Here is a 19,842-nt window from a genome sequence, read left to right as displayed (position 1 = left end):
TGATTGTTCGTTTATGGATTCTAGAGTTCAAATTTGTGCAAATTCATCGAGCCATGACCGAGACCGCCACGAAAAAGGAAAAGACCCGCCCCGACTACGCCGTGCCGCCGGTCGAGCGGGCCTTCCGCGTGCTGCGCCATATCGCGGCGGGCAATCGGTGCCGGAAGATCAACCGGACGGCCGAGGACATCGGCATCAACCGCACGACGCTGATCCGGCTGCTCGCGACGCTCGAGGCCGAGCGCATGATCGAGGCGATCCCGGACGACGGGGGCTACCGGCTCGGCACGGGGCTCATCACGCTGGCGAGCCAGGCCCTGAACGAACGCGGCCTCGTGCCCACCTCGCGCCCGGTCCTGCGGGAACTGGTCGAAGACCTCAATCTCTCGGCGCATCTGGGCGTGCGCGACGGTCGCGACATCGTCTACCTGGCACGCGAAACGCCCAATTCGCACCTTGCCAGCATGGTGCGCGAGGGCACGCGCCTGCCGGCCCACGCCACGACGATCGGGCGCATCCTGTTGGCGTCGCTCAGCGCGCGCGCGGTCGACGAGCTTTACGCGGGCCAGCCGCTCGAGGCTTACTCGGACAAGACGCGCACCACGCTCGCCGACCTGCACGAACAGCTCGCGACGGACCGTACGAAGGGGATTTCCTGGAGCGTTGCGAATTTCGAGCCCGACATCGGCTCGGCCGCCGTCGCGATCTACGACCACGAAGGTCAGGCGGTCGCGGCGATCAACGTGACGGGACATGCCAGCACCTTCGCGCAGGACGGTCCGCTGGTCGGCAAGATCGAAGCACGCCTCAAGGACGCTGCCCGCGAGATTTCCGAGGCGCTGGGTTACCGGGGCTGGAATTCCGAACAGATGTGAGGGCGATCAGGTCCAGGCATAACCGTAGGCCATGTCGAAATCGGCGGGCCTGAGCACCCGGTTTCCGACATGCCCGCCGCGCAGCCACAAGCGGCCGTGGATCTGCGTGTCCGCGAAGGCGGTGCCGGCCGGGAAGCCCACGTCCTGAAGCCACAGCCCGCCCATGAACTCCGCCTGCGACAGATCGGCTGCGCCCGCAATCCGGGCGGCCTCGAACGACAGGTTCCCGTTGCAGGTGATGCCCCGCATGCGCAGGTCGCCCGAGACCCGGGCGCGGTCGAACCGCGCGATACCGCGAAAATCCGTGCCCTCGAAGTCCGCCGAACCCGCGAACGCGGCGTCCTCGAAGCGGGCGTCGGAGGCGAAGGTGGCCCCCGCGAAGCGGGCGTCCGCGCCGAAGGTGACGCGGGAGAACCAGCTCAACCCCTCGAACGTCGCGCCGCGCGCATCGAGGCCTTCGGGAAAGATCGCGCCGGAGAAATCGACGCCGGAGAGCGTGAGCCCCGACAAATCCAGCGGCCCATCGCAGGTCTCGCCGACGAAGGAACTGTGCGTCCCGTGCCGGTGGGGCCGCGACAGTGCCGCGCGTATGTCGGCGGCTGCGATCATGCGGCGGCGCCGAGCCGGTCCTCGGCCTGCCCGACAATCTCTTCGGCCCACGGGAACGCCAGGTCTTCGGCCATGTCCGACCCGGAGGCGTCATGCGCCACGCGTTCGCCGATCTGTGTCGCGCCGTGGGCCAGCATGAGCTCGGCCAGACGCTTGGGCCCATGGTTGAAGGTCTCGTCGTATTCGCTGTCACCCAGCCCGAAGATCGCGAAATGGATCGCGGAGAGGTCCGGCTTGGCGGCGTCCATCGCCTCGGCGAAAGGCTGCGCCGAGGCGGGCAGTTCCCCGTCGCCGTAGGTCGAGCACACCAGCAGATAGAGCCGGTTCGGATCGAGCGCTGCCGGATCCACGTCCGAGAGGTTCTCGCAGGTCACGTCGTGGTCGCCCTCGAGCTCGGCCTGGATATCCTCGGCAAGCATCTCGGCGTTGCCGGTCTCGGTCCCGTAGAGAATGCTGATCATCATCTGGGGTCACTCCTCATTTTGCGATCCGGACCATCTCGGCCCGCGTCGTGATCTTGGCCCGGCACCGCCCGTCCGGCAGCGCTTCGGTTTCGGCGGCGTCGATGCGGCACCAGCCGTCGTAATCCACCAGCTCGGCGCGCCCGTCCAGCACGGCGCGACCGGGCTTTTCCAGGTCGGGGTCGATGTCATCGAGAATGCGCGCGGCGAGCGCCTGGGCATCCGCCCGGTTCTCGGGGATCGTGCCGCGCGGGCCGCGCCGGAACCAGCCGGTCGCGTAGAGCCCGGGGGCGAGCGCACCCGCCTCCGCATCCGTCGCCCCGGCGAGCAGCACATCGCGTGGCAGGTCCGGCGACGGGTCGAAACCGATGGCGGTCAGGACCGAGGTGCAGGGCAGCGTCTCCTCGCCCGTGGCGGTGGCGAAGCGCATGGCACGCACTTCGCCGTCCTGGCCGATGACCTCGGCCGGCGTCAGGCCGAAGCGGAAGGTCACGGTGCGCGCGCCGGTGCCGGACAGCCCGGCCAGCGCCTCGATCTTCTTCGCGCCCGCCGGGTCGTCGCTGTCGCCCGCGTCCACCACGTCGAAACGCACGCCCGTGAGCTTGCCCAGCTCCTTGACCATGACGGGGTCGAACTTCGCCCGCGCGGCGGCAGAGCGGCCGGTGATCGTGATCGTCTCGATCCCGCTTTTGGCAAGCCAGCCGCTCGGCCCCGGCCCGAGGTCGGAGCCCGCGAACTCATCCGGCGCCTTGGCCAGCAGGCGCAACAGGTCGATGGCCACGTTGCCGTTGCCCACGATGAGCGGATGCGCCCCGAGGTCGGGCAGCGCCTCGGCATCCGGGTGCTCGTAGAGCGCGCGCGTCAGGCGCCCCGCCCCGTAGACGCCGCGCAGGTCGTCGCCGGGGATGCCGAGCGGACGGTCCACCGACATGCCGGTCGCCAGCACGACCACGTCATAGGCCGCGCGCAGCGCGTCGAGGTCGACATCCCGGCCCAGCTTGAGGTTGCCGAAGAAGCGCGCGCCCTGGCGTTCGAACACGCGGGCGAACTGGCGCGTCACGCCCTTGGTGCCCTGGTGATCGGCCGCCACGCCGTAGCGCACCAGCCCATAGGGTACCGGCAGCGCGTCGACGATGTCGACCTCGAGCTCCGGCGCAGCCTTGAGCAGCGCCTGGGCCAGGTAGCAGCCGGAGGGACCGGCGCCGACGATGGCGATCTTGCCCGTCATGCCGTCACCGCGTCGCCCGCCCAAGGAACCGGGGCGCCCGTGAGGTCCGTGTAGAAGCTCTTCTGCCGCATGTAGGCGCGCAGGCCCTGCCGGCCCTTCTCGCGCCCGATGCCGCTCGCCCCGTCGCCGCCGAAGGGTGCCGAGACGGAGAACTGCTTGTAGGTGTTGTGCCAGATGGTGCCGGCCTGGATCGCGCGGCCCACGCGCCAGGCGCGCGGGAAGTCCCGGGTCCAGAGACCGCAGGCCAGCCCGTATTCATTGTCGTTGGACTGCGCGATCACGTCCGCCTCGTCTTCGAACGGAAGTACCGCCAGCACGGGGCCGAACACCTCTTCGCGACACAGTCGCGCGGTGTTGGGCAGCCCGGCGAGGATGGTGGGCAGGTAATAGCTGCCCGCCGCGAACGCGTCCCCGTCGGGGGCCCGGCCGCCGGTGAGCAGCTCCGCCCCGTCCTCGAGCGCGCGCGCCACGTGGGCGGCCACCTCTTCGCGGTGATCGGCATGGATGAGCGGGGCGACCTGGGTCGCCGCGTCGAACGGATGGCCGACAACGAGCCGCTCGGTGGCCGCGACGAGGCGCGCGACGAAGTCGTCGTAGATGGAACGCTCCACGAAAAGACGCGACCCGGCGATGCAGCTCTGCCCGGTGGATGAGAAAATCCCGAACAACACGCCGGCCAGCGCCTGTTCCATGTACGCATCCGCGAACACGATTGTGGGCGACTTGCCCCCGAGCTCGAGGCTCACGGGCATCAGCTTCTGCGCGGCCTTCACGGCAAGCGCGCGGCCGGTTTCGGTCCCGCCGGTGAAGCTGACGCGTGCGATGTCGGGGTGTTCGACCAGCAGGTTTCCGATCTCGCGCCCCGATCCGGGCAGGACCGAGAAGAGGCCCTTGGGACACCCCGCCTCGTCGACGATCCGGGCGAGTTCCAGCGCGGTCAGCGGCGACCAGGAGGCGGGCTTCAGAATCACCGCGTTGCCGGCGGCAAGCGCCGGGGCGACCTTCTGCGCGTCCGAGGCGATGGGAGAGTTCCAAGGCGTGATCGCGGCGACCACGCCCATCGGCTCGTAAACGGACAGGGTCATCGCAGGCCCGCGCCGGGTGGTGACCTCTTCGTCCATCGTCTCCAGCACCGCGCCGAAATAGCGGAAGGTGCCGGCGGCCGAGGCCGCGAGCGCCGCGGTTTCGCGCAATGTCTTGCCCGTGTCGCGCGACTGGATGTGCGAAATGCGCGCCGCGTTCGCCTCGATCCCGTCCGCGATGCGGTAAAGGAGCCGCGCGCGTTCGTGCGGTTTGAGGTCCAGCCATGCCGGGTCGGCCTGCGCGGCCTTGGCGCGCGCGATGGCCTCTTCGCCATCCGCCGCACTCGCCCCCTTGAGCGTGCAGTTCACCGTGCCGTCCGCCGGGAAGACCGAGGTGATCTCGGCCCCCGCCCCCGCGCGCCATTCACCCGCAAGGAAGAGCCGGCCGTCGGGGAGGTCCATGTTCACGTTGCCATCCTTCATCAGATCACCATCGGTCCGATACGGTTTCGGATTTCGCGCAGGACGGAATAGATCGTCGCGACGCTGGTTTTCGCATTGCCCGTCGAGGGCAGGTTCTCGATCTCCACGCGCACCTTGGCGGCGGGCGAGGTCAGCTCGTAGGCGTGCAGGTTGCCCGACGCGGTGGGGTCCGCGACCAGTTCGACCCGCGTGCGGTCAAGACCCGGTCCCGCGAGCGCAAGTGTCGCGGCGACATTCGCGTTCTTGGGAAACTGCGAGGCCGCCTCGCGCGCGGTGCCCGAGAAGAACACCGCCGCCGCGCTCAGGCCGTCGAGGTCGAGCGTGTCCGAGGCGGGCGTCCCCGCCCAGGCCCCGGGCGGCTTCGTGCCGCGATAGGTCAGCGTCACGTCGCCGGAAACGGAGAGCGCCGAGACGATGTCGATGCCGCCCACGGCGCCAGCGGGCAGGATGATACGGGCGCCGCCCGCGCGGGCGGCCCGCTCCAGCCGGTCGGCCAGCGCGGTCTCCGCCAGCGCCCCGACCGACACGACGACCACGTCGAACCCGGCCTCAAGACAGGGCGCGACATGTTCGAGCACGCCCGCGTGCCCCGCGGCCTCGACCACGAGGTCGGGGGCCGCGGCGATCAGGTCCGAAGTCTCCTCGACGATGCGGGCCTCGGGCACGATCGCGGCGATCTCGTCGTGGGCGCGGTCGCATTGGCCGTTGCGCACGAGGAGCGTAATGCGCTCCACCGCGGGCGCGTCCGGCGCATCAAGGAAGCCCAGAAGGGTCTTCACGATGTTCCCGCAACCGATGAGGCCCAGATGCATGGCTCACACCTCTTTCGTCTGGGCGGCACCCGCGGGCGGACCCGCGAAGGCTTCGGCGAACGGGCCGATCGCGTTCATGTCGACCTCGATCAGTGCCGGGCCGTCCTGCGTCAGCAAGTGGTCGAGCACGTCGCCGAACGCCTCGACATCGTCGACGAGCGTGTGGGGCATCCCGATCGAGGCGCAGAACGTGTCGAACTCGGGAACCGCGATGGCCGAGTAATGGCGGCGGCTGTCGTATTGCGCATCCTGGATGTTCTGGATCACGCCGTAGACGCGGTCATTCATCAGCACGTAGATCAGCGGCGCGCGCTCATCGACGGCGGTGATCATTTCGGCCAGTCCCAGCATCGTGCCACCATCGCCCACGAGCGTGACGGCCTTCTGCCCGTCCCGGCAGGCCAGCGCGGCACCGATGCCCATCGCGACACCCTGCCCGATCCCGCCGCCCAGCGCGTGAACGCCCTGCTCCGGGCGCGACAGGCGTACGTAGCGGTTGCCGAACGTGGAGTTCGAGATCGTCACGTCGCGCACCCAGGCGTGACCGCCGGCCGCGACCGCTTCGCTGATCGAGTCGGCCAGCACGCTGTAATGGCCCAGCTGATCGCGCATCCGGCCCTCGGCCGTGGCACGGGTGCGGGCAATATCGAACCCGAGGTCGGGATCGACCGACAGCTTCTCCGGCAGCCGGTCGAGCAGGCGGGCCAGCGTGTCGGCCGCGCCACCCTGGACGAACATGTCCACCGGGTAGTTGCGCCCACCCTGCGAGGCGTCGGCGTCGACCTGGATCAGCGGGCGGGGCAGCGGCATCAGGTTGTTGCGCGTCTCGTTGCCACGCAGGCGCGAGCCCACGACGATCATCAGGTCGCAGCTCTCGTAGAGCGACACGGCCTCCGGCCCCATGTTGAACGCCCCGAGGTTCGCCGAGGCTTCCTCGGTCACCGTGCCGCGCCCGTTGGTCGAGGTCACGATGCCCACGCCCCGCTTCATCAGCTCGGTGGCTTCGCGCGACGCTTCGCGCGCCCCGCCGCCAAGCCACAGGAGGGGGCGCTTCGCCTTCATCAGGGCGTCGGCCAGCGCGTCGATCGCCGCGTCCGGCGCGCGTGGAACATGCGCCTCGGGCACGAAATAGGTCGCCTGGCGCGTTGCGATCTGGCGCTGTACGTCCACGGGGATCTCGAGGCTCACGGGCCCCGAAGGCGCCGACAGCGTGTCCGAGACGGCCGCGGTCAGCGTGCCGACCGCCCCGTTTGAATCCCACATGCGGTAGACCTTCTTCGAGACACCGCGCAGCATCTCGGGCTGGCGCGGCACGTCGTGAATCGCGGCGCGGTCGCGGTCGGCGAACGCGAGGTCGACCTGGCTGGTGATGTGAAGCACGCGGCTGCCGGCGGTCAGGGCCTCGGCCTGCGCGCCGGCGGCGTTGCCCGCGGCGGTGCCCGTCGACGTGATGCACACGCCCAGACCGCCCGACACGCGGGCGAAGGCATCGGCCATGTTCATCGCCCCCGCTTCGCCCCGGGCCGGCACGAACCGGATGCGCCCCTGGCGGGCGACCGCGTCGAGGATCGGCATGTTGTGGATCGAGATCACGCCGAACATCGTCGTCACCCCGATCTCGGCGAGGTAGCGGGCGATGTAGTCGCCGACGGTTTCGACGTCCTGAATGGTTTCGTGTTTCATGCCCATCTCCTCAAATGTGTCTGGCCAGGCCGCCCGACACGTCGAGCTGGGCACCGGTGATGTAACTGGCCGCGCGCGAGCCGAGGAACGCGATGGCGTTCGCGGCTTCTTCGGGGTCGCCCAGGCGGCCCAGGGGGATGCCCTTGCGGCTTGCAAGCGCGCCGTACCACTGCGCACGGCTGACGGATTTGTCGTCGCGGGCCTCGAACCGGCGGGTCCACTGGCCGCTTTCGATCAACCCCATCAGGACGGAATTCACGCGCACGTCCGGCGCGAACTCGATCGAGAGTGACTTGAGCAGGTTCTGCACGCCGGCCCGCGCCGAGGAGGTGCAGACCATGTGTTCTTCCGGCTGGTAGGCGAGCAGCGAATTGACCGCCACGATGGCGCCTTTCGCCTCGCGAAGCAGCGGCAGGAACGCCCGGATCGGGTAGATCTGGCTGAAGAGCTTGAGCTCGTATTCCGCGCGCCATTCGTCGTCTTCCGTGGTCGCGAAGGTCGACTGGCGCCCTGCGCCCGCGTTGTTGACGAGCAGATCGCACCGGCCCCACCGGGCCTCGACCGCACCCGCGAACCCCTTGACCGCGTCCTCGTCGAGCACGTCCACGACCTGCGCCAGCAGCCGCTCTTCACCGAAGTCGCGGCGCAGGACGTCGGCCACCTGTTCCAGCCGGCCCTCGTTGCGCGCGCAGAGTGCCACGCGCGCGCCGGCGCCGAGCAGCGTCTTGACCGTGGCCAGCCCGATCCCGGAGGAGCCGCCGGTCACGACGGCGACCGCGTTTTCGTAGTCGAACTGCATCAGGCGGCCCCCCGCTTGCGCTTGGCCAGCTCCGGGAACCCCGGGTCCGGGCGCCCCTGCATCACCGCCCGCTGGGCGGGCGTGGGCGGACCGGCGGTCATCCAGCGGTCCATCGATTCCGGATCGGCGCGCGACCAGACCTTGGCCTCGTGCGTGGACTCGTCGATCTGCTGAAGCTCCGAGGTGAACTCGATCACGTAGCCGGAGGGCGAGACGAAATAGGCGAACGGGTTGTTGCCCGGCCCGTGGCGGCCCGGCCCCCAGCTGGGCACGTGGCCCTTCTGCTTCATCCGCCCGATTGAGCGCATGTATTCGTCCAGGCTGGGCAGTTCGAAGGCCACGTGGTTCACGCTGGGATAGCTCGCGCGCACCAGCGCGATGGAGTGGTGGTCGGTGTTGCAGCGCAGGAAGACCATCTGGTCGGCCGAGTAGTCCGAGGCGCGAAAGCCCAGCACATCCTCGTACCATTTCTGCGTGCCTTCCATGTCGGGCGTGTTCAGAACCACGTGGCTCACCTTGCGCGGCTTGGCCCAGTCGGGCTCGGCCTCGACCGCGCGGGCCTCGGTGCGGAAGCGCAGGCGGCGCATGTCGGGGTCGAGCACCTCGAAGCCGTAGCCGCCGGCCCAGTCGTCGAACGGCGCGGGTGCGCCCACGACATCGGCGCCTTTCGCCACGACCTGCGCGTGGAGCGCATCCATCGAGGCGCGGTCGGGCATGCCGAAATGCACGTATTCGATGCCGTGCGTGTCGCCGTCCTTGAGCCCGTAGAGGAAGGGTTCGTCCCCGGTCCCGCGCAGCAGCGCTTCGCCGTCTTCCTGGTGGGCCAGCGTGAGCCCCCACATGTCGAGATAGAACGGCAGCGTTTCGGTCATGCCCGGCGCGCGCATCATGATGCCACGCAGATGGCCGACTCTTGTTGTCTCGTTCACCATTCTGTCCTCCTTGCCTCGGCCCGGTTCACTTGACCGGGGCCGGTTCTTGTTCGAGTGCCGCGGCGAAGGCCGCCGGCGCCTGTTGGTAGAGCGCATGTCCCGCGTCGGGCACGATCGTGAGCGTGCCCCGCGCGCGCGCCGGGATGGCGGCATGGGCGCGCCGCGCGCCTTCGGGCGGGGTCACGACATCGCCGGCCCCGACGATCACGTCCGTGGGCACGGCGAGCCGCTCGGCGTCGTCCAGGAGCCGGCCCGCGGCCAGCATCCGCGCGGCCTGCGCATAGCCCGGCAGGCGCACCTTCGACATGGCGTCGCGCACGATCGCGACCGCCTCCGGGTGGGCCTCCGGGTCATGCACCAGCTTGGCCGATCGGGCGTCGGCGAAATCCTCGGCCCCGAGGCGTTCGAGGTCGTCGATGCGCGCCTGCGCGGCCGAGCTCAGCCCCGCCCCGCGCATCATGCCGTGGCCCAGCGCCGGCGAGGCAAGCACGAGGCGCGCGACCCGGTTCGTGTTGCGCGCGGCGAAGCTCGCCGCCATGAGGGCGCCCAGCGAATGCCCGACCAGCGTGACCGCCTTCAGCTCCAGTGCGTCGACGAGGTCGCGCAGCTTCACGGCGTAATCCCGGGCCTCCGGCCAGTCGTCTTCCAATGGCTCGGACCCGCCGTAGCCGGGCGCGTTCCAGGCGATGACCCGGGCCGTGCGCGGCAGGTGGGCCAGAAGCGGGGTGAAGGACATCGCCTGTGACCCGATACCGTGCAGCAGCACGATGGTCTCGCCGGTCCCGGGGCGTTCGAGATACTCGATCCCGCCGGTGGTATGCGTGGTCCAATCGCTCATGTGAACACGAACCCGTTGTTGACCGGCAGCACCTGCCCCGTGAGCGTGAGCGCGCTGTCGGACAGCAGGAAGCTGACAACCTCGGAGACGTCGCCGGTATCCTGCGGGCCGGGAACGGCACGGCCGTCCTGGTAGAAGCGGTGACGATGTTCCGGCACGTATTCGGTGCTTTCCGTTGTGAGGATGCCCGGCGCGACGGCCGTGATCCCGACGCGGTCCGGCCCCAGCTCGCGCGCCAGCGACCGGGTCATGGAGATGACCGCACCTTTGGAAGCGACATAGGACAGCAGGTTCTGCGCGCCCCAGAGCGCCGTGTCGGAGGCCACGTTGACCACCCGGCCCGAGCCCGACGCCTTCAGCATCGGTGCCGCGGCCCGGGTCATGAGCCAGGTGCCGCGCACGTTCACGCGCTGCACGAGGTCCCAGCTGTCGATCTCGATCTCGTCGAAGGGGATGCCCCCGATGCCGGTGGCGATCGCCCCGTTGTTGACGAGACCGTGCAGCGCGCCGCCCGTGGCGTCGGCCACGGCGCCCGCGAGGTCCGTGATGGACTGCGGATCGCCGAGATCGACGGGGAGGAAGCGCGCCCCGAGTTCGCGCGCCGTGGCCTGCCCCGCCTCTTCGGCGATGTCGGCCAGGATCAGGCGCGCCCCGTTGGCCGCCAGCACCCGCGCGATCTCGGCCCCGAGGCCGCGGGCCGCGCCGGTGACAAGGATATGTCGTCCATTCAGCGTCATTATTCGGCTGCCACCTCGGCCGCCTTCAGCTCGGCCTCGACCTGCGCCTTCGCGGCGCGCGTCAGGACCTGGCGGATGCGGCTGACCCCGAGGTCGTGCTGGTAGAGCATCTCGCGCTTGCGCGCGTCGTCCGGCATGCCCTCGAGCATCACGCGGTCCTGCTCCAGCACGTTCCAGTGGTTCTCTTCCAGCTGCGCGCGGTAGAGGAAGCGCCAGCTTTCGCGCGCGGTGCCCTCGACCTGGCGCATGCGCCAGAAGAAGACCTTGGTCGTGTGGGCGTCCATCGGCGTGGTGTAACCGATGATGCGGAATACCCCGCCAGGGCCGCCGGCCGGCGGATAGGGGATGTCGAGGAAACAGAACATGGTGCCGGGATGAACCTCGAACTCGGTCCAGTCGAAGTTCTCGCCCGACTGCCCGACCCGCTCGATCCGGAACCCGTTGTCGGTCTTGTCGAGCTTCATCAGGTCCTGCTTCGAGCCGTAGGCCAGCGTGAAGCTTTCCGAATGGAGGTAGCAGCCGTGCATCGGGTCGGCGAGGTTGTCGAGCGCGTAGCGGTAGTTCGCCTCCCACACCGAGGTGCACAGGAAGCCCGACCATTCCTCCGCGACGAGTTCCTTGGGCAGCACGAGCTCCGGCGCTTCGGGCCGGTCCACGGACGGGACGTAGACGAAGACCGCGTCATTGCTTTCCGTCACCTCGTAGGAATTGAGCGCCTTGCGTCCTTCGAGCGCGCAATCGGGCATGGCGGGCACCCGCACGACGACACCGTCGCCGTCGACGATCACGCCGTGGTAACGGCAGCCGATGTGGCCCTCGTGGATCTCGCCGTAGGACAGTGGCGCGCCGCGGTGGGGGCAGAAGTCCTCGATGCAGCGGATCTTGCCGGACCCGTCGCGCCACAGGACGATCTTCTCACCCAGAAGCCGCGTGCCGTAGGGCTTGGAGGTCTTGACCTCCACCGATTTCGCCACCGGGTACCACTGGCCGCGCAGGCCCTCGTTCACCCGTTCCTCGATCAATGCTTTCTTGTCGACGGTCATCGTTCGTCTCCCTGTCTCGCCCGGTCGCTCAGTGCTGCGACTTGGGCAGGTAATGCAGAACCCGCTCCTCGATCCGTTCGAGCACCACGTAGAGCAGGAACCCGATGACGGTGAGCAGGATGATGGCGTTGAACACCATGGCCGCGTTGGCCTGTCCGCCGCCGTAGGAAATGAGGTAGCCAAGGCCGGTATTGCCGCCGACCAGTTCGCCCACGGTCACGCCGATCACGGCCAGCGTGGAGGCGATGCGCAGACCGGCCATCAGGTTGGGCACGGTCGAGGGCACCTCGATCTTCCAGAACACCCCGAGCCGCGTGAGGCTGTAGGCGCGCGCCAGGTTCACCAGGTCGCGGTCGACGGTGCGCATGGCCTGCAGCACGTTGACGAGGACCGGGAAGAACACGATCAGCACCGTCACCAGCAGCTTGGGCATCGAGTTGTAGCCGAACCACATGATGAAGAGCGGCGCGAAAGCGACCTTCGGCGCGATCTGGAGCGCCAGGATGTAGGGGGAGAGAACCTTCTCCCAGAACTTGGACATGCCAAGCAGGTAACCCATCACGGCGCCCAGCAGGCTCCCGATCACGAAGCCCAGAACGGTGTAGAGCGCGGTGGACAGGATGTGACCGAGCAGGCCCTCGTTCGTCCACATCCGCTTCAGCTCCACGACCGAGTCCGACAGCGTCGGGATGATGAACCGGGGCACGTCCAGTGCCGTGGGCAGGACCTGCCAGGCGACGAGCACGAGGATCAGGATCGTGGCGCTGGTCAGCTTGATGCCGTGCTTGCGGATCATCGACGTGCTCCTTGTTGCGGGTTTCGGGCTCTGGGCGGGGGTGTCCGGGGCCGCAGGGGCCCCGGTGCCGGGATGGGTCGCGTCGGTCATTGCACGAAGTCGTTGGTGTAGAGGTCCTCGACGGGAACCGCGGTCTGCACGATGCCGCTGTCGACGTAGAACTTCTGGACCGCGGCGATGCGCTCGGGATCGAAGGTGCCCAGCGGCTGATCTTGGCCTTCCGGGTAGATCAGGTTGGCATAGGCGCGCATGACCGCCTCGATCTCGGCTTCCTTGCCTTCATGCTGCGGCACGTAGGAGACGTAGTCCTTGGCGGCCTGCGCCGGGTCCGAGGTGATGTCGCCGATCGCCTTGAGCACCGCGTTGACGAAGCCGGAGACCACTTCCGGGCGCTCCTCGATCGTCTCGTCGGACGCGATGATCGCCTGGGCCATTGCCGGGAACACGGTGTCGACCGGAACCTGGTCCATCTCGACGCCGGCGCCCTGGATCGCGCCGATCCATTCCGGCACGCCGGACATGCCGTCGAGCTTGCCCGCGATGGTCAGCTGGATGATGCCGCCCGGGCCCACGGCCTGGATGTCGACGTCATCCTTGGTCAGGCCAACCGAGGCGAGCACGCCCAGCAGGTTGTAGTAGGTGGTGTCCTGGAAGGCGAGAACGCCGATCGACTTGCCCTTGAAGTCTTCCGGGCCGGTGATCCCGCTGTCCTTGCGCCAGGCCAGCTGGGTCAGGCCGCGCCCGCCCAGGAGACCCACGCCGCGGATCTCGAGCCCGTTGGCGCGCACGATGATCGGCGTGTCGCCGATGCCGCCGCCGAGGTCGGCGTTGCCGAGCGCCACTTGCGTCGCGACGTCCGCGCCGCCCTTGCCGACCTGGAAGGTCACATCGAGGTCGGCGTCCGCGAAATACCCCTTGCCCAGCGCGAGCTGGAACGGCGCGAAAGCCGGGAGGAAGTCCGGCGCGGGGAAGAGATAGGTCACCTTCTCGGCCGCGAAGGCCGCCGTGGCCGAAACCGCGATCGCCGCGGCGGCGGCCGTTTTCATAAGCAGTTTTTTCATTGTGAGATCTCCCTGTTCAGGCTGCTTTTTCTTCGAGTTTGAGATGTTTGAAGAGTTGTGCGGCGTATTCGCCGACTTCCGGCAGGACGCGTCGCTTGATCGGCTGGTCGCGGTGCGGCAGGTCGACCTTGATCTCCGCGATCACCTGTCCCGGGCGCTCGGACAGCACCAGGATACGGTCCGACATCAGCACCGCTTCGGACAGGTCGTGGGTGATCAGGAGCGTGGTCTTGCCGGCTTCCTTGATCGTCTTGGCGAACGAGTTCTGAAGCAGGAGCTTGGTCTGGGCGTCGAGCGCCGAGAACGGCTCGTCCAGCAGGATGATCTCGGGGTTGATCGCCAGCGTGCGCGCAAGCGCCGCGCGTTGACGCATTCCGCCCGACAGCTGGTAGGGGTAATGATCCTCGAACCCGGAGAGCTGGCAGTGCTCCAATTCCTTCATCGCCCGCGCCCGGCGCTCTTCGCGTCCCACCCCACGGGCCTCGAGCCCGAACTCGATGTTCGCGATGATGCTGCGCCAGGGGAGAAGCAGGTCCTTCTGGAGCATGAAGCCGACATGGGCGTTGGGGCCGGTCACCAGTTCGTTCGACACGCGCACCTCGCCCGAGGTCGGCTGGTAGAGCCCGGCGGTCATCGACAGGATGGTCGACTTGCCGCAGCCGGACGGGCCCACGACCGAGACGAACTCGCCTTCCTCGACCCGGAAACTCACGTTGTCGACGGCCAGCAGACTGCCCTCGCCCTGCGTCGGAAATGACTTGGAGACTTCCGAGAATTCAAGCGCCATAACCATGCTCCTGGTAGGCGTCCTCGAGATCGGCGTTGATCGCGGCGAGCTCGGTACCGAGGCTCTCCTCGGTCCACTCGCTCCCGCCAGAGATCGGCTTGGTCACGCCGCGCTCGGTCAGGGCGGCGGCCACCTTGGCGAAGTCGTGGGTGCCGTCGGCGTAGATCTCCATGAGCGCGGAGGCGAGCGCCTGTTCATCGGCGGTCAGGTCGCGGCCGCGGCTCTGGTGTGCGAGCGCCGGACGGCCGGTGTCGCGGGCCCGCTCCGAAAGTCTGTCCTTGAATGCGTCCATGTCTGGCACTCCCCGTTTCGTGTCGTGTTCGCCGTTGTTCATATTTGATCTTGTTGTTCAAATACGAGTTTGTCGGAAAAATGGTTTGAGTCAACATTTTTTTCAGGATTTGCACGGTGGGCCGCCATGACAGGCCGCGGGGCTTGACCGGAGGCGTCTCCACCGGCACCATTCATATTTGAAATTTGTGTTCTTTTTTGAACTCTTATCCTCGAAAAGAGAAGGTCGAGACCATGACGAACCTGAACATCGCGATCGCCGGAGGTGGCGTCGGCGGCATGACCGCGGCCATTGCGCTGCAATCCCTTGGCCACAAAGTGGAAATCTTCGAACAGGCCGCGGCGTTCGGCCGGGTCGGAGCGGACGTGAACCTGACGCCGAACGCCGTCCACGCGCTGGACGGGCTGGGCCGCGGCATCGGTGCGGCGCTGCGCGAAACCGCCGCGCGCCCGGATTTCCGAATCAGTCGCATGTGGGACGACGGGCGCGAAACCTCGCGCCTGCCCATGAGCACGCAGGCGGAAAAGGCATATGGCGCGCCGCAGCTGACCATTCACCGCGCGGACCTTCTCGCCGCCCTCCAGGCGGCCCTCGCGCCCGGCACGATCCGCTTCGCGCGCGCCGTCACGGGGTATCGCGAAGAGGGCCCGAAGGTGCGCCCGGTCTTCGCGGACGGGCGCGACGGCGACCCCGTCGACGTGATCATAGGCGCGGACGGCATCCATTCGGCGCTGCGCACGCAGATGTTCGGCGCCGACGCACCGCGTTTTACCGGGCTCGTGTCCTGGCGTGCGGTGGTTCCGCGCACGGCGGTCGCCGGGCTCGACAACCTCGACAGCTTCACCAAGTGGTGGGGGCCGAAGGCCGACCGCCAGATCGTCACCTTCCCCCTGTCGCGCGGCGAAGAAATCTTCGTCTTCGCGACCACGCCGGCGACCGACTGGACCGAGGAAGGCTGGACGCTGCCGGGCAACGTGGAGGACCTGCGGGCCGCCTACGCGGATTTCCACCCCGATGCCCGCGCGCTGCTTGACGCGGTGGAAGAGGTCACGCGTTCGGCCCTGCACGTGCGCGAACCGATGGCTGCGTGGTCCAAAGGGCGTGCGACGATCCTCGGGGACGCCGCGCACCCCATGGTGCCGTTCATGGCGCAGGGCGCCTGCATGGCGATCGAGGACGCCATCCTCCTGGCGCGCGCGCTGGATGAACGGGCGGACGACGTGCCCGCCGCCCTGCGCCTCTACGAGGACAGCCGGCGCGACCGTACCGCGGCGGTCCAGCGCGGATCGCTGGCCAACGATTGGCTCAAGCAGGGCGGGAATGCCGACTGGGTCTATGGCTACGATGCCTGGGCGACGCCGCTGGGCGAACCGGCCCCGACGGCCTGAGCGGGCTGGAGTCCCCGCGCAATGCAGAACGGCCGCCCGATGGGGCGGCCGTTCTTTTCGGATCAGGGGCTTCAGGCGGCTTCGTACGTGACGCCGTCATCCTCGGCCGTGCCGATCACCGTCCACACGGTGGCATGGCCCGCCCCGTTGTTGCGGAACCAGTGCTTGCGGCCCGCCGGCGTCTTGACGAGATCCCGGGGCCCGAGCTCGACCTCCACCTGTTCGCCGACCTCGTCTTCCCAGCCGACCGTGAGCGAACCCTCGAGCACGAAGAACGCATCCTCGACGTCACGCACGAACGGCTTCACGCCCACGCGGCTCGGCACACCCCACATCTCCTTGCGGCAAGTGTCGTTGTCGATGCCTCCGGCCCCGACATAGACCTTCCGGGTGAAGCCCGCGTCTTCCCATTTCGTCGGCACCTCGGCGTGGCGCACCACGTACTTGCCCATGAGCTGTTGCAGCGGATGATCCCCGGCCGGGTCGAACGGCATCGTCTTGCCCGGCTCCGCCCCGAAGCTGCGCGCCAGTTCCGGCGCGTGGTCCTTGGGGTGGTAGTGGTACTTCGGCGGCAGCGGCTTGCCCACGTCGACCGAGATCGACATCAGCACCGGCTCCACGCCGTCAACGCGGAAACCGTGGCCGACCTCGCGCGCGTTCAGGATCATGTCCTTGGGGCCGAGGTTGACCTCGACCACCTCTCCGTCGCGTTCCCACCCGACGATGAGCGCGCCGTCGATGATGAGGAAGCTCTCCTCGATCTCGTGGCTGTGGCAGGCGGCGTACTTGCCCGGCTCCTTGTAGATCAGCGACAGGGTGAAATGGTCGGGCTTCATCGTCGAGGTGTCGCCGACCTTGGGCGAGCCCCCCGCCCCGATGTAGCGCATCTGCGCCCGGGCCAGGTCGGCGTAGCCGGCGTTCGACGGGAAGGCATCCCAGTCGAAGGTCTTGTCGGTGAAGCGCCCGGTGTGGGCCTTGAGGTCGGCGGCCAGCGAGCTTGGCGTTCCGGCTTGGGTGTTCATGCGGTCTCTCCTCTTTCGCGACAGGTGTTGCCAAAGAGGTAGCCAAGTTGCGTTTTACTATCTATACGGCGTTTTATGGACAAAACATCAGCCGAACGCTCCGAGGACCGCTACCTCGTCCCGGGACTCATGCGCGGGATGGAAGTGCTGGGCATCTTCACCCCCGAACGCCGCGAGCTGACCCTGAGCGAGGTGGCCCGCGCGATCGGACAGAGCCGGTCGGCCACGTTCCGCACGGTCTACACGCTCACGCACATGGGCTTCTTGCTTCATGACGAGCGGCGCAAGACCTACAGCCTCGGCCCGGCCGTGATGAAGCTGGGCCACGGCTACATGGCCAATCGCGAGCTCGTCGAAATCGCGATGCCGGAACTGGAGCGGCTGCGCGACGAAACCGACTGGTCGGCCCACCTGGGCGTGCGCGACGGGGCGCGGGTGGTCTACACGCTGCGGGTGGCAAGCCGCATGGGCATGGGGAGCATCGTCCACGTGGGCAGCCGCCTCCCGGCCGCAAGCACCACGATGGGCCGGGTCCTGCTGGCCGCGCTGGACGACGAGACGATCACCCGCCTCTACCGCGATGCCCCGCCGGCGGTGGCCGGGGGGAGCGTGCTGTCGCTCACCGACATCCTCGCGCAATGCGCGCGGGACCGGGCGACGGGCAAAGTGGTGCAGGTCGGCAGCTTCGAGGCCGGGATCTCCTCCGTCGCCGCCCCGGTGCGCGACCTGACCGGCGAGGTGATCGCGGCGATCAATGCCACGCGAGCGATCGAGGGGGTGACGGACGTCCCGGCCGAGGTGCAGGACCGGGTGGAGGCGACGGCGGCGCGCCTGTCGCACCTGCTGGGGTATGTTCAGACCGACTGAGCCCCGGCGACCTTCTCTCTCCAGGCAGCCCGTCACGTTACGTGTGCCGAAAATCGGCCCCCCGCCCGAAAACCACTTTTCCGGTTTTCCGGAAAACCGGTTTTTTGGCGGAGTGCCAAACCAGCGAACAAAGGCACGCCCGGCGCCACCCCCTGCCCGGTCAGTCGCGGTAGCCCGCCTCGCGCGCGATGCGGTCGAACACGTCGGCGATGGTCATGTCGTGGTCGAACCGACCCGTCGCCAGGAATTCCAGCACCTCGGCAATCACCAGCGGGTTGGACATCATGAACGTGTGCGTGACCGGCAGCACGATATGGTCCTGCATCCCCCGGATGCGCGTCGATTCCACCGACACCTTGCCGTCGTCCGCCCCGTCGAGCATCGACGACAGGATCGGGTTCAGCGACCGGTTGCCCGCGATCACGCCCAGCTCGAAATGCGGCAGGCCCAGGCGGTTCGGGGTCGATCCGGGCCCGGTGCCCAGTTCCACCCCGGCCGGACCCATGATCCATTCGAACGGGGCCAGGTCGCCGAAGGTGTCGACCACTTCCGAGCCCTTGTTGGGCGGGGCCAGCATCACCACGCGGCCCATGTCCACGGGCCGATTGTCCTCGAGCCAGGCGCGCACGAGGATGCCGCCCAGCGAATGGGTGACGAAATGCACCTTCTGGCGTCCGCATTGCCCCACGGCGCCCGGCACCGCCTCGTCCACCAGCTCGGCGATCGGCGCCTCTGTCGACGGGTAGTCACGGTTCACGACCTGGTAGCCCGCGAGCTCCAGCGCCTCCTTCATCACGAGGAGCGAATTGGGCGTGCGGGCCAGCCCGTGGAGAAGCACAACGCAGTCCGCCCGCGCCGGCAGGGCCAGCGCGGACAGGATCAGGATGCTGGCAAAGAGCCGCTTCATGCCTCGGTCCGGGTGTGGAACCTGGGCGAGAAGAGCCGGATCACGAGCCCGCCGATCCCGATCAGCAGCACGGCCAGCACCGCGAGCCATCCGATGAACGGGATGAACATGACCAGCGCCAGGATTGCCGCGCCCACGAAGGCCGCGATGGCCCGGTCCAGCGTCGAGTCCGGCAGGCCCTGCCCGACGGCTTCGACCACCCAGACACCCAAAAGGTATGCGCCGACCACGTAGCCGGCGAAGCCCAGCGCGACGGCGGCCGCCACCGACAGCGGGACGAGGAAGATTCCGATCCCGGTCATGGCAAGCACCACGGTCGACCCGGACACGGTCGCCAGCCCGAGCGCGCCGATCCAGAGGCTGCGCAGCGGCGAGGCGAGTGCGCCCTCACGCAGCGTCTGGGTGAATTTCGGCGCAAGCGCCGCCACCAGCGTGGCCACGAGCGTGGTCAGGATGACGCCGCCGAAAAGGCCCGAAAGCTTGGCCCAGAACCCCGGGCGCGCCTGTTCGGTCGCGGCCTCGATGTCCTCTTCCCACTCGGCGGTGGAGCGGAACTCGACCCGCTCGGCGGGAGCCACGGATTCGGGGACCGACACGTCGTCCTCGTCCTCGGCATAGTAATAGATCATGCCACCGACGCGGGCGTCATCGCCCCAGTCGATGCTCTGGCCGGAGATGGCGAGATCCCCCATGATCTCGCTCTCCACCACCACGCTTTCACCACCCAGGATCGCGCTGCCTGCGACCGGGCCCGTGAGGGTCACGTCCGCCCCCATCGCACGCAGGTTGCCGCTGACCGCATCCTCGATACTGACCGAGTTGCCGGTCGCCGTGACCGCACCGGAGACCGGCGCGTCGATCTCGACGTTCATGCCCGCGGCATAGACCGAACCGCCGACGCGTTCCTCGATGGTGACGACCCGACCGGCCACGTGGGCGGACCCCTGGACCTCGGCCGTCACCTCGACCCGGTTGCCGGCGGCGAAAAGGTCGCCCGCGACGGGATCGCTCACCTCGACGTTGCCGCCGGCGACATAGGCATCACCGCCCAGCACCGCGCGGTTGGTGTCCTGGGCCGCGACCGGGGTCGCCGCGGCGATGAGAAGAAGGAATAGGAACCGCTTGAACATGGTCAGCCCTCGATCATGAAAATGTTATCGGCGATTAGATAAGAAGACCGCGTGACGCTTTTAAGACGCC

The 19,842-nt window shown here is 68.3% G+C and carries 21 protein-coding genes; 3 read left to right on the top strand and 18 right to left on the bottom strand.

Going from position 1 to position 19,842, the window contains the following annotated elements:
* Window positions 1-53: 53 nt before the first annotated feature.
* The gene (locus tag GQE99_RS17395; RefSeq protein ID WP_161352910.1) at window positions 54-875 is read left to right on the top strand and encodes an IclR family transcriptional regulator; all 822 of its coding nucleotides are present in this window, start codon (window positions 54-56) and stop codon (window positions 873-875) included.
* Between the two features lie 6 nt (window positions 876-881).
* Here the strand turns inward: GQE99_RS17395 and GQE99_RS17390 are convergent, their stop codons facing one another.
* The 15 genes from GQE99_RS17390 to GQE99_RS17320 all read right to left on the bottom strand — a co-directional run bounded on the left by GQE99_RS17390 (window position 882) and on the right by GQE99_RS17320 (window position 14,458).
* Window positions 882-1,484, bottom strand: a complete 603-nt coding sequence (locus GQE99_RS17390; protein ID WP_202530873.1) for a pentapeptide repeat-containing protein — start codon at window positions 1,482-1,484, stop codon at window positions 882-884.
* Entirely contained in the window at window positions 1,481-1,948 is a 468-nt protein-coding gene (locus tag GQE99_RS17385) for a flavodoxin domain-containing protein (protein WP_161352908.1), read from the bottom strand. The genes GQE99_RS17390 and GQE99_RS17385 overlap by 4 nt, the downstream gene beginning before the upstream one ends.
* A gap of 13 nt (window positions 1,949-1,961) precedes the next feature.
* A complete protein-coding gene (locus tag GQE99_RS17380) occupies window positions 1,962-3,173 on the bottom strand; it encodes an FAD-dependent oxidoreductase (RefSeq protein WP_161352906.1) in 1,212 nt (403 codons plus the stop codon).
* Window positions 3,170-4,678: an aldehyde dehydrogenase gene (locus GQE99_RS17375; protein WP_235917268.1), complete on the bottom strand. Its 1,509-nt coding sequence runs from the start codon at window positions 4,676-4,678 to the stop codon at window positions 3,170-3,172. Before GQE99_RS17375 ends, GQE99_RS17380 begins: the two co-directional genes overlap by 4 nt.
* A complete protein-coding gene (locus GQE99_RS17370) occupies window positions 4,678-5,490 on the bottom strand; it encodes an aspartate dehydrogenase (protein ID WP_161352904.1) in 813 nt (270 codons plus the stop codon). The genes GQE99_RS17375 and GQE99_RS17370 overlap by 1 nt, the downstream gene beginning before the upstream one ends.
* Window positions 5,491-5,493: 3 nt before the next feature.
* Entirely contained in the window at window positions 5,494-7,173 is a 1,680-nt protein-coding gene (locus GQE99_RS17365; RefSeq protein ID WP_161352902.1) for a thiamine pyrophosphate-binding protein, read from the bottom strand.
* Window positions 7,174-7,183: 10 nt separating this feature from the next.
* Window positions 7,184-7,972, bottom strand: coding sequence for an SDR family oxidoreductase (locus GQE99_RS17360; RefSeq protein ID WP_161352900.1), 789 nt, complete (start codon window positions 7,970-7,972; stop codon window positions 7,184-7,186).
* Window positions 7,972-8,904, bottom strand: coding sequence for a VOC family protein (locus GQE99_RS17355; RefSeq protein ID WP_202530871.1), 933 nt, complete (start codon window positions 8,902-8,904; stop codon window positions 7,972-7,974). Before GQE99_RS17355 ends, GQE99_RS17360 begins: the two co-directional genes overlap by 1 nt.
* A gap of 25 nt (window positions 8,905-8,929) precedes the next feature.
* Window positions 8,930-9,742 (bottom strand): alpha/beta fold hydrolase, encoded by an 813-nt coding sequence (locus GQE99_RS17350; RefSeq protein ID WP_161352898.1) that lies wholly within the window; start codon window positions 9,740-9,742, stop codon window positions 8,930-8,932.
* Window positions 9,739-10,479: an SDR family oxidoreductase gene (locus GQE99_RS17345; RefSeq protein ID WP_161352896.1), complete on the bottom strand. Its 741-nt coding sequence runs from the start codon at window positions 10,477-10,479 to the stop codon at window positions 9,739-9,741. Before GQE99_RS17345 ends, GQE99_RS17350 begins: the two co-directional genes overlap by 4 nt.
* Window positions 10,479-11,522, bottom strand: a complete 1,044-nt coding sequence (locus GQE99_RS17340; RefSeq protein ID WP_161352894.1) for a Rieske 2Fe-2S domain-containing protein — start codon at window positions 11,520-11,522, stop codon at window positions 10,479-10,481. The genes GQE99_RS17345 and GQE99_RS17340 overlap by 1 nt, the downstream gene beginning before the upstream one ends.
* A 28-nt stretch (window positions 11,523-11,550) precedes the next feature.
* Window positions 11,551-12,318, bottom strand: coding sequence for an ABC transporter permease (locus GQE99_RS17335; RefSeq protein ID WP_161352892.1), 768 nt, complete (start codon window positions 12,316-12,318; stop codon window positions 11,551-11,553).
* 86 nt (window positions 12,319-12,404) lie between these two features.
* Entirely contained in the window at window positions 12,405-13,379 is a 975-nt protein-coding gene (locus GQE99_RS17330; RefSeq protein WP_161352890.1) for an ABC transporter substrate-binding protein, read from the bottom strand.
* Between the two features lie 16 nt (window positions 13,380-13,395).
* Window positions 13,396-14,166: an ABC transporter ATP-binding protein gene (locus GQE99_RS17325; protein ID WP_161352888.1), complete on the bottom strand. Its 771-nt coding sequence runs from the start codon at window positions 14,164-14,166 to the stop codon at window positions 13,396-13,398.
* Window positions 14,156-14,458: a recombinase-like helix-turn-helix domain-containing protein gene (locus GQE99_RS17320; protein ID WP_161352887.1), complete on the bottom strand. Its 303-nt coding sequence runs from the start codon at window positions 14,456-14,458 to the stop codon at window positions 14,156-14,158. The genes GQE99_RS17325 and GQE99_RS17320 overlap by 11 nt, the downstream gene beginning before the upstream one ends.
* 233 nt (window positions 14,459-14,691) lie before the next feature.
* Between GQE99_RS17320 and GQE99_RS17315 the strand changes: the two genes are divergently transcribed.
* Window positions 14,692-15,846 carry an FAD-dependent monooxygenase gene (locus GQE99_RS17315; RefSeq protein WP_161352886.1) on the top strand — a complete coding sequence of 385 codons (1,155 nt, stop codon included), beginning with the start codon at window positions 14,692-14,694 and terminating at the stop codon, window positions 15,844-15,846.
* A gap of 71 nt (window positions 15,847-15,917) precedes the next feature.
* On the opposite strand, the gene GQE99_RS17310 is transcribed toward GQE99_RS17315, so the two are convergent.
* A complete protein-coding gene (locus tag GQE99_RS17310) occupies window positions 15,918-16,868 on the bottom strand; it encodes a cupin domain-containing protein (protein ID WP_161352885.1) in 951 nt (316 codons plus the stop codon).
* Window positions 16,869-16,943: 75 nt separating this feature from the next.
* On the opposite strand from GQE99_RS17310, the gene GQE99_RS17305 reads away from it, so the two are divergent.
* Entirely contained in the window at window positions 16,944-17,735 is a 792-nt protein-coding gene (locus GQE99_RS17305; RefSeq protein ID WP_161352884.1) for an IclR family transcriptional regulator, read from the top strand.
* A gap of 160 nt (window positions 17,736-17,895) precedes the next feature.
* Here the strand turns inward: GQE99_RS17305 and GQE99_RS17300 are convergent, their stop codons facing one another.
* On the bottom strand, window positions 17,896-18,642 hold the full coding sequence (locus GQE99_RS17300) for a lipase family protein (protein ID WP_161352883.1): 747 nt from the start codon (window positions 18,640-18,642) through the stop codon (window positions 17,896-17,898).
* Complete coding sequence (locus GQE99_RS17295) at window positions 18,639-19,772, bottom strand: hypothetical protein (RefSeq protein ID WP_161352882.1); 1,134 nt, start codon at window positions 19,770-19,772, stop codon at window positions 18,639-18,641. Before GQE99_RS17295 ends, GQE99_RS17300 begins: the two co-directional genes overlap by 4 nt.
* Window positions 19,773-19,842 lie beyond the last annotated feature (70 nt).

Origin of the sequence: Maritimibacter harenae (assembly GCF_009882975.1) — a bacterium.
GTDB lineage: Bacteria > Pseudomonadota > Alphaproteobacteria > Rhodobacterales > Rhodobacteraceae > Maritimibacter > Maritimibacter harenae.
This window is presented reverse-complemented; position numbering and strand designations above follow the sequence as displayed.

Bases quoted from the DNA above. Each gene is read 5' to 3' on its own strand.
- GQE99_RS17325 (WP_161352888.1), bottom strand. From the start codon at position 14,166: ATGGCGCTTGAATTCTCGGAAGTCTCCAAGTCATTTCCGACGCAGGGC.
- GQE99_RS17335 (WP_161352892.1), bottom strand. From the start codon at position 12,318: ATGATCCGCAAGCACGGCATCAAGCTGACCAGCGCCACGATCCTGATC.
- GQE99_RS17395 (WP_161352910.1), top strand. From the start codon at position 54: ATGACCGAGACCGCCACGAAAAAGGAAAAGACCCGCCCCGACTACGCC.
- GQE99_RS17360 (WP_161352900.1), bottom strand. From the start codon at position 7,972: ATGCAGTTCGACTACGAAAACGCGGTCGCCGTCGTGACCGGCGGCTCC.
- GQE99_RS17300 (WP_161352883.1), bottom strand. From the start codon at position 18,642: ATGAAGCGGCTCTTTGCCAGCATCCTGATCCTGTCCGCGCTGGCCCTG.
- GQE99_RS17330 (WP_161352890.1), bottom strand. From the start codon at position 13,379: ATGAAAAAACTGCTTATGAAAACGGCCGCCGCCGCGGCGATCGCGGTT.
- GQE99_RS17345 (WP_161352896.1), bottom strand. From the start codon at position 10,479: ATGACGCTGAATGGACGACATATCCTTGTCACCGGCGCGGCCCGCGGC.
- GQE99_RS17375 (WP_235917268.1), bottom strand. From the start codon at position 4,678: ATGAAGGATGGCAACGTGAACATGGACCTCCCCGACGGCCGGCTCTTC.
- GQE99_RS17315 (WP_161352886.1), top strand. From the start codon at position 14,692: ATGACGAACCTGAACATCGCGATCGCCGGAGGTGGCGTCGGCGGCATG.
- GQE99_RS17295 (WP_161352882.1), bottom strand. From the start codon at position 19,772: ATGTTCAAGCGGTTCCTATTCCTTCTTCTCATCGCCGCGGCGACCCCG.
- GQE99_RS17365 (WP_161352902.1), bottom strand. From the start codon at position 7,173: ATGAAACACGAAACCATTCAGGACGTCGAAACCGTCGGCGACTACATC.
- GQE99_RS17390 (WP_202530873.1), bottom strand. From the start codon at position 1,484: ATGATCGCAGCCGCCGACATACGCGCGGCACTGTCGCGGCCCCACCGG.
- GQE99_RS17380 (WP_161352906.1), bottom strand. From the start codon at position 3,173: ATGACGGGCAAGATCGCCATCGTCGGCGCCGGTCCCTCCGGCTGCTAC.
- GQE99_RS17350 (WP_161352898.1), bottom strand. From the start codon at position 9,742: ATGAGCGATTGGACCACGCATACCACCGGCGGGATCGAGTATCTCGAA.
- GQE99_RS17320 (WP_161352887.1), bottom strand. From the start codon at position 14,458: ATGGACGCATTCAAGGACAGACTTTCGGAGCGGGCCCGCGACACCGGC.
- GQE99_RS17310 (WP_161352885.1), bottom strand. From the start codon at position 16,868: ATGAACACCCAAGCCGGAACGCCAAGCTCGCTGGCCGCCGACCTCAAG.
- GQE99_RS17305 (WP_161352884.1), top strand. From the start codon at position 16,944: ATGGACAAAACATCAGCCGAACGCTCCGAGGACCGCTACCTCGTCCCG.
- GQE99_RS17340 (WP_161352894.1), bottom strand. From the start codon at position 11,522: ATGACCGTCGACAAGAAAGCATTGATCGAGGAACGGGTGAACGAGGGC.
- GQE99_RS17355 (WP_202530871.1), bottom strand. From the start codon at position 8,904: ATGGTGAACGAGACAACAAGAGTCGGCCATCTGCGTGGCATCATGATG.
- GQE99_RS17370 (WP_161352904.1), bottom strand. From the start codon at position 5,490: ATGCATCTGGGCCTCATCGGTTGCGGGAACATCGTGAAGACCCTTCTG.
- GQE99_RS17385 (WP_161352908.1), bottom strand. From the start codon at position 1,948: ATGATGATCAGCATTCTCTACGGGACCGAGACCGGCAACGCCGAGATG.